This is a genomic window from Bacteroides sp. Marseille-P3684 (assembly GCF_900291465.1).
GTDB lineage: Bacteria > Bacteroidota > Bacteroidia > Bacteroidales > Bacteroidaceae > Phocaeicola_A.
In genome coordinates this window covers 1779698-1792271 of sequence record NZ_LT985808.1, presented here as the reverse complement: position 1 = coordinate 1792271, position 12574 = coordinate 1779698, and the positions used below count along the sequence as shown (strand labels likewise).

Annotated in this window: 8 protein-coding genes and 1 pseudogene; 2 read left to right on the top strand and 7 right to left on the bottom strand. The window is 50.1% G+C overall.

Going from position 1 to position 12574, the window contains the following annotated elements:
- Positions 1-71 precede the first annotated feature (71 nt).
- The 3 genes and pseudogenes from C8275_RS06840 to C8275_RS06830 form a co-directional block, all read right to left on the bottom strand.
- Entirely contained in the window at positions 72-770 is a 699-nt protein-coding gene (locus C8275_RS06840; protein ID WP_022385159.1) for a response regulator transcription factor, read from the bottom strand.
- A 5-nt stretch (positions 771-775) separates the two neighbouring features.
- A pseudogene (locus C8275_RS06835) lies at positions 776-1843 on the bottom strand (sensor histidine kinase); the annotation flags it as partial.
- Between the two features lie 730 nt (positions 1844-2573).
- Positions 2574-4733 carry a translation factor GTPase family protein gene (locus tag C8275_RS06830; protein ID WP_022385161.1) on the bottom strand — a complete coding sequence of 720 codons (2160 nt, stop codon included), beginning with the start codon at positions 4731-4733 and terminating at the stop codon, positions 2574-2576.
- A 243-nt stretch (positions 4734-4976) separates the two neighbouring features.
- On the opposite strand from C8275_RS06830, the gene hemW reads away from it, so the two are divergent.
- The gene (gene hemW, locus C8275_RS06825) at positions 4977-6113 is read left to right on the top strand and encodes a radical SAM family heme chaperone HemW (protein ID WP_106484586.1); all 1137 of its coding nucleotides are present in this window, start codon (positions 4977-4979) and stop codon (positions 6111-6113) included.
- A 130-nt stretch (positions 6114-6243) separates the two neighbouring features.
- On the opposite strand, the gene ltrA is transcribed toward hemW, so the two are convergent.
- The 3 genes from ltrA to C8275_RS06810 all read right to left on the bottom strand — a co-directional run bounded on the left by ltrA (position 6244) and on the right by C8275_RS06810 (position 10139).
- The gene (gene ltrA / locus C8275_RS06820) at positions 6244-7650 is read right to left on the bottom strand and encodes a group II intron reverse transcriptase/maturase (RefSeq protein WP_106484112.1); all 1407 of its coding nucleotides are present in this window, start codon (positions 7648-7650) and stop codon (positions 6244-6246) included.
- Positions 7651-8156: 506 nt separating this feature from the next.
- Positions 8157-9791, bottom strand: coding sequence for a chaperonin GroEL (gene groL / locus C8275_RS06815; protein ID WP_022385163.1), 1635 nt, complete (start codon positions 9789-9791; stop codon positions 8157-8159).
- A 75-nt stretch (positions 9792-9866) separates the two neighbouring features.
- The gene (locus C8275_RS06810) at positions 9867-10139 is read right to left on the bottom strand and encodes a co-chaperone GroES (protein WP_022385164.1); all 273 of its coding nucleotides are present in this window, start codon (positions 10137-10139) and stop codon (positions 9867-9869) included.
- Between the two features lie 905 nt (positions 10140-11044).
- Here C8275_RS06810 and C8275_RS06805 point away from each other — a divergent pair.
- Positions 11045-11980: a M23 family metallopeptidase gene (locus C8275_RS06805; RefSeq protein ID WP_157948203.1), complete on the top strand. Its 936-nt coding sequence runs from the start codon at positions 11045-11047 to the stop codon at positions 11978-11980.
- Between the two features lie 142 nt (positions 11981-12122).
- Here the strand turns inward: C8275_RS06805 and C8275_RS06800 are convergent, their stop codons facing one another.
- Positions 12123-12572, bottom strand: coding sequence for a nucleoside deaminase (locus C8275_RS06800; RefSeq protein WP_289551416.1), 450 nt, complete (start codon positions 12570-12572; stop codon positions 12123-12125).
- Positions 12573-12574: the final 2 nt, after the last annotated feature.

Sequence of the window (12574 nt, the reverse complement as noted above, 5' to 3'; positions counted from 1 at the left end):
CCCTGACATAAAAAAGACGCCGTTTGTACTGAGGCACAAACGGCGTCTTTTTTATCAGGTAGACTCGCAAATCAGTCAACGTCCGGAGTAATCAGCTTATAGCCTTTGCCGTGGATGTTGATGATTTCGATGGAATCATCGGCTTTCAAGTGTTTACGGAGCTTGGTGATGTAAACGTCCATGCTTCGTGCATTGAAGTAGTTGTCATCAATCCAGATGGTCTTCAATGCAAAGTCACGTTGCAGAATCTCATTGGCATGTGCACAGAGCAGACTCAAGAGTTCCGATTCCTTTGTAGTCAGCTTGGTCTGCTTGCCGTCGATAGCCAGGATTTGCTTCTGTGTGTCGAACGTAAAGCGGCCGATTTTGTAGACACTGCTTTCCTTGTTCTTCTTTCCACGTACACGACGCAAGATGGCTTCAATACGGAACACCAGCTCTTCCATGCTGAAGGGCTTGGTGATGTAGTCGTCGGCACCAATCTTGAAACCTTCCAGGATATCCTCCTTCAGCGTCTTGGCTGTCAAGAAGATGATGGGGATTTCAGCATTGGCTGCACGAATCTCCTGTGCCAATGTGAAACCGTCCTTTTTCGGCATCATCACATCGAGTACGCACAGGTCGAACTTAGTCTTCAGGAAAGCCTTGTAACCGGCTTCACCATCCGGACACAACTCTGCAGAATAGCCTTTTGCCTGCAAATATTCTCTCAAAAGCATGCCAAGATTCTCATCGTCTTCGCACAATAAAATGTTCAACTTCTCATCCATATAATTTAATTTTTTAATAAGGGTAATACAATGATAAACTTCGTTCCTACGCCCAACTCACTCTCAGCCCGGATGGTTCCCTTATGGTCCTGAATGATTTTCTTGACGTATGCCAAGCCCAGGCCGAAGCCCTTCACGTCATGAAGGTTGCCGGTATGAACGCGGTAGAACTTATCGAAAATCTTCTTCAAATTCTCTTTCTTGATGCCGATGCCATTGTCCTCAATGGAGATGCAGAGCTTGTTGCCCTCATTCCAGGTCCGCACGTTCAGCAAGAGGTCCTCTTCCGGTCTCTTATACTTCACGGCATTGTCCATGAGGTTGAATATGACATTGGTAAAGTGCATCTCATCCACAAAGATCAACGGGTCGAGCGCCGACAGGTCGGAGGTAATGCGTCCGTTGTACTTCTCCACCTTCAAAGCAAAGGTGTGAATGACACCAGCTATCAGTTCGTTGGCATCGACCTCTTTCATCTTCAGAGTGGCTTTCTGCCGTTCGAACATCGACATCTGCAAGACTTTCTCCACCTGGAAACGCAGACGCTTGGTCTCATCGTTGATGACTCCCGATATGTGCTGGAACATCTGGGGCGACTTCCCGACAGCCGGGTCCTTCAGCATCTGGGCTGCAAGCGAAATGGTAGAGATAGGTGTCTTGAACTCGTGGGTCATGTTGTTGATGAAGTCGTTCTTTATCTCGGTCAGCTTCTTCTGACGGAAAATCTGGTAGAGCGTAAAGATGAAAGTCACCAGCAGCACGAACGTGAATATCAACGACGGTATCATGAACTTCACCGAACTGTAAATATAATCGTTCAGCGTCGGAAAATGAATCTGCACCCATCCGCGCTTTGCCGGCGGGTCATTCTGGAAGAGCACCTGCGGGATGACATGTTCCGAACCGGCTTCCTCGTAGTCGGGACAACGGTACACCTCCCGTCCGTCATTGGTCTGCACCGTGAAGTGGTAAGGGATGTCGATTCCGTTGTTTGCCAGTTCCGTCTTAATGCATTCGTCGAGTGTCTTGAAGTTCACCCGTTCCTCCAGCGACTTGTCACTGGCACGGTGCAACAGTTTCAGTGCCACATCGTTCACCAGGTCGCGCTTTTGCTTGAAACGTCCGTAGAACTCCTGACGCAGGTCATCGTTGGTTTCGCTCAACGACTTGCGGACCGAATCACCAAACAAGCTACCTCCGATGCGGATGCGCAGGGCGAATCCGTTACCGGTCCTCACCATCTGTTGATGGACCTGAATCATACCCGGGGTATCGGACGTATTCAGATTGCCCACCGACGAAGTCCTTTTCTTGTATCCGCTGCTCATCTCTTTTTGCAAGTACGTAGCAGCCTCAGCCAGTTCCAGGGAATTGGCCGCACTGGAAAGACTGCGCTTGACGGACTCGTCAAACTGCTCCCGGCGCATTTTGATCATCTCCTCGATGTAGCTCACCTGCAAATAGAGCAAGCTGACGAACGAGAGACCCATGATGATGCCTAAAATCCAAATCGTTGACTTTTTCATAGGAGCAAAATTAACAACGCATAAATAACGTTGGCGTCTGATTAACAGATTTTACATGCCGATTCTCTATTATTAACCGAAAAGACGTTTTTAGCTGACAAAGCAGCCATTATCGCCTAACGGGCTTTCAGACAAGTGCAAAATTAATAGAAATTTAATTGGTAACCAACGTTCAGTTCTTAAATTTTTAAGGGGAATTAAATAAAAAAGCCGTTTCCTTTAACGGAAGCGGCTTTTCTATTGTATGGATTAGTTAGAAACTGTTTCGTGAACCTGATTAATCGTCTTTTTCCTGTTTGGCTTCAAACTCCTTGATGAGCTTCTCCTGAACATCCGACGGAACCAGTTCGTAGCTGGCGAACTTCATGATGAACGAAGCGCGTCCGCCGGTGAGCGAACTGAGTGCAGTGGAGTAGGATGACATCTCTTTCAGAGGCACCTTGGCAACCAGCTTCTCATAGCCGTTTTCGCTGCTCATACCCATAATCATGGCACGGCGTCCCTGCAAATCGCCCATCACATCACCCATCTTCTCACTCGGAACAAAGACTTCCACATCGTAAATCGGTTCCAGAATCTTCGGACCGGCGTTCTTGAAGGCGGTACTGAACGCATTGCGTCCCGCCAGCATGAAGGAGACTTCGTTGGAGTCTACCGGGTGCATCTTGCCGTCATAGACAATCACACGTACATCACGGGCATACGAACCGGTCAACGGACCTTGCTCCATACGGCTCATGACACCTTTCAGGATGGCCGGCATGAAGCGTGCGTCGATGGAACCGCCCACGGTGCTGTTGATGAACACCAGCTTGCCACCCCACTCCAAGTCGATCACTTCCTGGCTCTTCACCGTCACCTTGTATTCCTGACCATTGAACTTATAGGTCTCGGGCAACGGCATGCCTTCGTAGTAGGGTTCCACAATCATGTGCACTTCACCGAACTGTCCGGCTCCACCCGACTGTTTCTTGTGACGGTAATCAGCCCGAGCAGCCTTCGTGATGGTTTCGCGGTAAGGAATCTTCGGTTCTTCGAAGTTGACGAATATCTTTTCGTTGTTCTCCAGACGCCATTTCAACGTACGCAAGTGGAACTCACCCTGACCGTGCACGATGATTTGTTTCAATTCCTTCGATTGTTCCACTTCCCAAGTCGGGTCTTCCTCACGCATGCGGAAGAGGGCGCCCATCATCTTCTCGGTATCAGCCTCATTGACCGGCTTGATGGCACGCGAATATTTGAAGTTCGGATATTTGATGAAGTTGAAGCGGTTTTCACAGTCTTTGCCGTTCAGGGTGTTGCCGGTGTGCACATCCTTGAGCTTCACCGTACAGCCGATATCTCCGGCACGCAGTTCACTCACCTTGATACGGGTGGCACCTGCACAGACGAAGAGCTGGGAGATGCGCTCCTTCGAACCGCGGTCGGCATTCGAGAGGTCGTCGCCCTCATGAACGGTACCGCTCATCACCTTGAAATACTGTACATCGCCAATGTGCGGCTCCACGGCAGTCTTGAAGAAGAACAGGGAAGTCGGACCATTCGCATCGGGCGGAACCACTTCACCCCGTGTATTGAACACCTTCGGCATCTCGGAAACGAACGGAACCACATTGCCCAAGAATTCCATCAGTCGGCGTACACCCATGTCCTTGCCTGCACAGACACAGAACACCGGGAACATGCCACGGCTGACCAGACCCTTGCGGATACCCTCACGCATCTCGTCTTCCGTCAGCGAATCCTGCTCGAAGAATTTCTCCATCAGTCCTTCATCATGCTCGGCGGCAGCTTCCACCAACGCCTTGTGCCACTCGGTGGCTTTCTCCATTTCTTCTTCGGGAATATCTTCAATGATCGGTTCGCCTCCTTCGGGCTTCCAGGAATATTTCTTCATCAACAGCACGTCGATCAGGGCATGGAAGTTGGGACCTGTCTCCAACGGATACTGTACGGGGACCACTTTCGAACCGTAGATGTTCTTCAACTGCTCCAGCACGTGGTCGTAATCACATTTCTCATGGTCCAGCTGGTTCACCAGGAAGATGACGGGCTTGCCCAGCTTCTCGGTATACCGGAAATGGTTCTGCGTTCCCACCTCGGGACCGTACTGGCCGTTCAACAACAGGATGGCGGTATCGGTGACGTTGAGTGCCGTGATGGCTGCTCCCACAAAGTCGTCACTTCCCGGACAGTCGATGATGTTCAGCTTTTTGCCGTTCCACTCCACATGGAACACTGTAGAAAAGACAGAATAGCCATACTCTTGCTCTACCGGGAAATAATCGCTCACCGTATTCTTCTGCGTGATTCTTCCGCGACGTTTTATAACCCCACTCTCATAGAGTAAGGCCTCTGTGAGGGTGGTTTTACCGGCTCCATCATTGCCCAAAAGAGCAATGTTTTTAATTTCATCAGTCTGATATACTTTCATGATACCTAAGATTTAAAAGTTAGCTACTAAAAGAGTTCTGTACTCTTCTTTCTTTTTAATGGACGCAAAATAGAGATTATTATCGGGAACGCCAATTATATCGGAGTGTTACTAAACTATGTTTTAAAACATATTTACAGCTTATCCGGCTGAAAATGGGACAACAAAAACGGCTTTCCCATTGCTTCTTCCGGGAGTGATTTTCGCTAACTTTGCCGCCTGAAGCTAATCATCGAACCATTTATGGCAGGCATCTATCTACACATTCCGTTTTGCAAGCGGCGCTGCATCTACTGCGACTTCTATTCCACCACGATGGAACAGCGCAAGGATGAATACATCGAGGCACTTTGCCGGGAACTGGAAATGCGACGGGACTATACGGGCGAACCGTCCGTGGCAACCGTCTATTTCGGAGGAGGAACTCCCTCACAGCTGGAGGAACGGCATTTCCAACGGGTATTCGAAACCATCGGCAACAACTACCGGCTCCGTCCGGATGCTGAAATCACACTGGAGGCAAACCCCGACGACCTTACACCCGACTATGTCGCCATGCTCCGCCGTCTGCCGTTCAACCGGATCAGCATCGGCATCCAGACATTCAACGACGAAACGTTGCGGTTGCTGCACAGACGGCACACGGCAAGCCAGGCAGTGGAGGCAGTGCATCGCTGCCAGGAGGCAGGATTCGGGAACATCAGCATCGACCTGATGTACGGACTGCCCGGAGAGAGCCGTGACAGTTGGGCGGACGATTTGCAACAGGCCATCAGTCTGCAGGTGCAGCATATCTCCGCCTATCACCTTATCTACGAGGAAGGCACGGAGCTGTGGGAACTGCGCCGCCGGCATCGGGTGGAAGAAGTCGACGAGGACAGTAGCCTCACCTTCTTCAGCATGCTCATCGACCGGCTCCGGGATGCAGGGTTCGAGCATTATGAAATATCCAACTTTGCCCTTCCCTGCATGCACTCCCGTCACAACTCTTCCTACTGGGACGGGACCAGGTACCTGGGTTGCGGGGCTGCCGCCCATTCCTACAACGGGGAAAGCCGCCAATGGAACGTTGCGTCACTCGACCGGTACATCAAAGACATCCAAGCCGGCAAACTGCCTTGCGAAGTGGAGACACTCGACCTGCATACCCGCTACAACGACCGCATCATCACAGCCATCCGCACCGCCAGAGGACTCTCCCTCTCCACCCTGCTGGCAGAGTTTGGCAAGGAGCTTCATGACTTCTGCCTGAACAATGCCCGTCCGCACCTGCAACAAGGAACCCTCGCCATCGACGGCGACCGCCTGCACCTGACACGACAGGGCATCTTTGTCTCCGACGGCATCATGAGCGACCTCCTCTGGGTGGAGGATGACTAACCTCCCCTCCCCGACACGTATCCGATTCACCAGCCACAATCGAGTAGGAGGAAAACGACGTAGTTTTCTTCCTACTTTCGTTTTCCGTCCTCTCACACCACCGTACATGCGGTTCCGCATACGGCGGTTCCTATTTTGGGTACCATTCGAGATATTCACCCATTAAAGTAGCATACCCTGCTTTGCGCAAGTTCTCATTTGTGATTGCCCTGTGCATTATGTGGCTGTCTGCTATGCGCCAGCAGCCCTTGCGAGTATTACCCCATTCATATGCCTTGTACTTATCGATACCGCATCTAATGAGGTTTGCCACTTTTGTCTTGACTTTCTTCCATGCTTTCCATATACACATACGTATTCTACGCCTTAACCATTCGTCAGTGGTAAGTAGAAGACGTTTCATATTGGCAAGATGATAATAGCCGACCCATCCTCTTATGTATTCTTTGAGCTTTTGCTTTCTCTTGGAATATCCCCATCCATTGCTGCGACTTGTCAGTTCTTTTAGTCTTGACTTCATCTTGGCTTTGGATGTCGGGTGTACCGTAAGTTGGCATTTACCTTTCATTACATTAAAGGAATAGCCGAGATATTTCACTCCGCGCACATACGACACTACGGTCTTCTCCTGGTTGACTTTGAGATATAGATTGTTCTCTATAAATCGGGTTATGCTCTCCTTCACTCGCATTGCTGCCCTTCGGGACCTGCAGAATATCATCGAGTCATCCGCATAGCGCACAAAAGGGAGGCCTCTGAGTTCCAGCTCTTTGTCCAGTTCATTGAGCATAATGTTGCTCAACAAGGGACTTAGCGGACCTCCTTGGGGAGTTCCTTCCTCGCTCGCTTCAAACAAGCCTTTATTCATTACACCGCTACGGAGATACTTATGTATAAGACTGACCACTCTGCCGTCTTTTATGGTACGGCTGAGGATTTCTATGAGCTTGCTGTGGCACACCGTGTCGAAGAAGAGTTCAAGGTCAAGGTCTACAACATATACGTAGCCTTCATTGATTATCCTCTGCGCTTCACGTAGTGCGTCATGGCATCCTCTTCTCGGACGGAAGCCGTAGCTTGTCTTGGAGAATTGGTTCTCATAGATGGGAGTCAACACTTGGTTTATGGCTTGTTGCACCAATCGGTCTATCACGGTGGGGATACCTAAAAGGCGCATCTTGCCATTGTCTTTGGGGATTTCTACCCTTCTTACCGGGTTCGGACGGTAAGAGCCGTCCATCAAGGAACTAAGGAGCATTTCCCTATTGGTCAGGAGCCATGGGAGCAATTGCTCGCACGACATCTTGTCGATACCACCACATCCCTTGTTTCTCACCACTGTTTTGTAGGCTCTGTTGAGATTTGACGGACTGAGAATTTGCTCGAAAAGGTGTTCCTTGTCGAATGGTACTTCCACGATGTTGTCTTCACACATCCACATAAAGGTCTGCACTCCCCCATATCTTTCGGTTTCCGACCTATTCCTTTGAGGGCAGCCATTAAAACGTGATAATGTTTTCTGCATTCTGTCCTTCATATGGTATGTTTCAATTACTATCGTTTAATTGTTAGGTTCTGCCCTTCATGCAACTCTATCGACAGCTGCACTACTATGGCGTCTGCTGACTTCTCACGACAAGCTTTACTCCACTTCTTTCGTAAAAAAAAAAAACTATTCGAAGTGTCCGTGAGACCTCCTCGGATAAGGGCGTTGTCTTTCCATCTTATACCTACTTCATCTACACCGACCGTTCCGAATAGCTATAGGGCTTCGATTTGTTTAGCAATCTTACCCACGGTCATATGCCTTGTATGAAGTTTCTGTTCGTTAGGCCAGATGTTTGCCGACGGCTTCCTTCAGATTTCACCTCGCGATGAACACCCTTGCCTGGGGCTATGTAATTCCCGCTATTAGGGCTTACTCGGGACTTGCACCCGTTAGACAACACTCATGCCGAGCGTACTAAAAAAAGAGTGTACGTCCGAATTGCTCAGACGCACACTCTTTTCTTTTATGTGGTTATCTATATCTTGAGGGGAAGATTACATCATTCCGCCCATGCCACCCATACCCGGGTTCATCGGCATTTCAGGCTTGTCTTCTTTCTTCTCGACAATGACACATTCCGTAGTCAGGAACATGCCTGCGATGGAAGCTGCATTCTCCAGTGCCACACGGGTTACCTTGGCAGGGTCTACCACACCGGCTGCATGCAGGTGCTCATATACATCGGTACGTGCGTTGTAACCGAAGTCGCCTTCACCTTCACGTACTTTCTGTACAACCACTGCACCTTCCTTACCGGCGTTGGCTACAATCTGACGCAAAGGCTCCTCGATGGCACGCTTGATGATTTCGATACCGGTAGTCTCGTCGGCGTTCTCACCCTTCATGCCTTCCAAGGCGTTGATGGCACGGATGTAGGCTACACCACCACCCGGAACGATACCTTCCTCGATGGCTGCACGGGTTGCACACAAGGCGTCGTCCACACGGTCTTTCTTCTCCTTCATTTCCACTTCCGAAGCGGCACCGACGTAGAGCACAGCCACGCCACCGGACAATTTGCCCAGACGCTCCTGCAGTTTCTCCTTGTCATAGTCGGACGTAGTGGTCTTGATTTGAGCCTTGATCTGGTTGATACGCTCCTGGATGTTCTCCTTGGCACCGGCACCGTTGACAATGGTTGTGTTGTCCTTGGTCACGGTCACCTTGTCGGCGGTACCCAGCATCTCGATGGTAGCCTGCTCCAGTTTCAAGCCCTTTTCTTCGCTGATGACAACACCACCGGTCAAGACAGCGATGTCTTCCAGCATCTCCTTGCGACGGTCACCGAAGCCCGGAGCCTTCACGGCACAAATCTTCAGGTTGGAACGCAGACGGTTGACAACCAATGTCGTCAAAGCCTCGCTGTCCACATCTTCGGCGATGACCAGCAACGGACGTCCGCTTTGTACAGCCGGCTCGAGGATGGGGAGGAAGTCTTTCAGGTTGGAAATCTTCTTGTCGTAAATCAAGATGTACGGACGTTCCATCACGCACTCCATCTTCTCCGTGTCGGTCACGAAGTAAGAAGACAGGTAACCGCGGTCGAACTGCATACCTTCAACGACACCGATGGTCGTGTCGGTACCCTTCGCCTCCTCGATGGTGATGACACCGTCCTTGGAAACCTTGCGCATGGCATCGGCAATCAGCTTACCGATGACCGGATCGTTGTTTGCAGAAACGGTAGCAACCTGCTCGATCTTGTCGTAGTTGTCACCCACCATCTCAGCCTGGTTCTTGATAGACTCAACAACTTTGGCAACAGCCTTGTCAATACCACGTTTCAAGTCCATCGGGTTGGCACCGGCAGTCACGTTCTTCAAGCCGACACCGACGATAGCCTGTGCAAGCACGGTAGCAGTTGTCGTACCGTCACCTGCATCATCGCCGGTCTTCGAAGCAACCGACTTCACGAGCTGGGCACCGGTGTTCTGGAACGGGTCAGCCAACTCCACTTCCTTAGCTACGGTTACACCGTCCTTCGTGATGTGGGGAGCACCGAATTTCTTTTCGATGATGACGTTACGTCCCTTCGGACCAAGGGTTACCTTCACGGCGTTAGCCAATTCATCAACTCCTTTCTTGAGTTGGTCGCGAGCATCTATATTGAATAAAATATCTTTTGCCATAGTGTTCTGAATGTTTTTTTAATGGTTCTTGTTGTTCGATGTTTCTAAGAAGTAATAACGGGGGAGTGCCTCTGCTTATCCGAGGATGGCAAGCACGTCACTCTGACGCATGATGAGGTATTTGGTTCCTTCGAATTCGAGTTCCGTACCGGAATACTTTCCATAAAGAACTTCATCACCCACCTTGACTACCATCTCTTCGTCTTTGGTTCCATTACCAACGGCTACGACTTTACCCTGCAAAGGTTTCTCTTTAGCGGTGTCGGGGATAATGATTCCACCAATGGTCTTTTCTTCTGCGGGTGCCGGAAGGATCAGCACTCTGTCTGCTAACGGTTTTACGTTCATAGTTCCTATATTTTTAGAATTTTATTATTTAATCGGTTATCTCTGCCGCCCCTCTTTTCCGGGTCGGTACTATTCTTTCAACGAAAAGTGTGCCAAAGGTGATTGAGGGCTCCATATTGACAGCTGCGACTGACAGGAGTGACATCTTGACAGCGTTCAGGCTTTTCCCTTTATACCTTATTATATAGTAGGCTTCGACAGACGGACGGAGCCTGTCATACCCCCGATTCTGTCAAAGTGTCAAATGAACCGCTCTACACGCCCCTTCCTCGCACCAAAATACGATTCGGTGGATTCCGAGGCCCTTCTCAGGCGATTCGCAAAATACACATTGCCATCCATTCGACCTAGAGGCTGTCATGCAGGAAGTATCCCAGCACAGAACCTTTCCTGACGGATGCTTTCCACTTCCTGAACCGCGCTTTATGAAAGCTTCCGATTTATTGACACCGCACTCCTTCTGGAGAATGAAACCCGGTGTTTTTGCGTTTCATTTTCCAAAGATTTGACTTCCGGGCACGAAACAATCGTGTTTGGGACATGAAACTATATTGTTTGACGCGTCAAACTATATTGTTTGGCTCGCGAAACAATATTGTTCCGGGCACGTTTTGTCTGTTTTTCGAAAATGAAATGTATAGTTTTCTAAAATCAGAGGCTTTTTTCAGGCGTTTCGTTTGCAATCATTCACGTTTCATCTCCAGATTATCGGATTCTTGAAAAGGACGCGTCAGCTGAAAAGACCTCTTTCCGCACTTCCGTCAAGCAAAAGAGAAAGATTCCTGTCTTTTTGAAAATCCTGCAAGCGTTACGGATACTGAAAAGCATCCAAGAAAAAAACTGACAATCATTTGTCCAAAATGAAACAAACAGATACCTTTGAGAACCTAAAATCTAAAAGAACCATGAAATGCAACCGACTTGCCCTCTGCGCATACTGCCTCCTGTTAGCCCTGCCACTCGGAGCACAGGTGAACGTCCGCTATGAAAAAAAGGAAAAAGGAGTCTATGAATTCATTGGAGAGAACAATCTGAACATACCCGTGTCCGTATTCGTCCGCTTCACCGACCTGCAAGGATTCACCGGTTACCTCCCTTCCGGACGACCTTACGTGCTGAACAGCGGCAGCAAGACCCTCTTCAGACTGACACCCCGGCAAGGAAGCAACAACTATGGCTTCCGCTACAACTATTCATGGCGCAAAGGGGATTTCACGGAGAAGCCTGACACGGCGTTCGTCTACCTGCCACCAGTGCGTCCGGGTAAAACGGTGGTGGTACAACGGGGCGTAACACTCAAGGGATTCATCGACCGGAAGGTTGAAGAGAAGGAGAAAGCGGGACTTTCTTTCCACACGGAAGAGGGGGATACCATCTATGCCATGCGGAAGGGAGTCGTGACGGACGTAGTCAACCACAAGGCATCCAAGGGGAAAGGCGTGATTTACAACGACACGGAAAACTACGTCCGCATCTACCACGAAGACAATACATTCATGACTTACAGCCTGCTTCAGAATGACGGCATATTTGTCCAACCGGGAGAAACGGTCCTGCCGGGACAACCCATCGGACTTGCAGGGGGAACCAATTACAGGAGTGGTTCGCGACTGCATGTGAGCCTGTATGGATGGCTGCCAGCCACGGAAGAGGATAACATCAAGGACCTGGTTTACCATCGTGCCTACCGCCTCATCAACCCGTATCTTTACGGATTCGGGAAAGTGGAGGTCATCAAGGGCGGAGTGTCGTTCCCTTGCGAACATCCGTTGGACATCATCACGCAGGAAATGAGCAAACGGGAAATCAAGAAGTACAAGAAGGAGCACGGATTGCGGTAAGCATCCGGAAGGAAGTAACAGGGAACGGATACGAAAACAGTACGAAGGCACGGAGAGACAGTCTGCCAAGAGGCAGACAGCGTTTCTCCATGCCTTCGTGTATCAATTCGGCTTACCGTCCGGTGTCAGCGGACGGACAGTCTCAATATTCCACCTTGTCGGTCTTGTCCATCCAGTCGCGGAATGCCTGCTGTGCCTCATCGCGAAGCAACTCCTGTGACACCAGCCGACGTTTGTCCGGCGTGAGGGCTATCTCTTCATAGATGAACGAGTCATCGAAACCGATGGCAGCCGCATCATGCTTGTTGTTGCCATAGTACATCCGGTCCAGGTGTGCCCAATAGATGGCACCCAGACACATGGGACACGGTTCGCACGAAGTATAGATTTCACATCCTTCGAGGTTGAAGGTGCCCAGCTTCTCGCAAGCGGCACGGATGGCACTGACCTCGGCATGTGCCGTCGGGTCATTGTTGTCGGTCACCCGGTTCACACCCGTGGCAATAATCTCGTCGCCACGCACAATGACTGCCCCGAACGGACCTCCGCCGTTCTTCACGTTCTCGATGGAAAGCTCGATGGCCTTCCGCATGA

Coding starts and splice junctions, on each gene's coding strand:
- C8275_RS06840 (WP_022385159.1), bottom strand. CDS start 770: ATGGATGAGAAGTTGAACATTTTATTGTGCGAAGACGATGAGAATCTT.
- C8275_RS06830 (WP_022385161.1), bottom strand. CDS start 4,733: ATGAAAGTATATCAGACTGATGAAATTAAAAACATTGCTCTTTTGGGC.
- hemW (WP_106484586.1), top strand. CDS start 4,977: ATGGCAGGCATCTATCTACACATTCCGTTTTGCAAGCGGCGCTGCATC.
- ltrA (WP_106484112.1), bottom strand. CDS start 7,650: ATGAAGGACAGAATGCAGAAAACATTATCACGTTTTAATGGCTGCCCT.
- groL (WP_022385163.1), bottom strand. CDS start 9,791: ATGGCAAAAGATATTTTATTCAATATAGATGCTCGCGACCAACTCAAG.
- C8275_RS06810 (WP_022385164.1), bottom strand. CDS start 10,139: ATGAACGTAAAACCGTTAGCAGACAGAGTGCTGATCCTTCCGGCACCC.
- C8275_RS06805 (WP_157948203.1), top strand. CDS start 11,045: ATGAAATGCAACCGACTTGCCCTCTGCGCATACTGCCTCCTGTTAGCC.
- C8275_RS06800 (WP_289551416.1), bottom strand. CDS start 12,572: ATGCGGAAGGCCATCGAGCTTTCCATCGAGAACGTGAAGAACGGCGGA.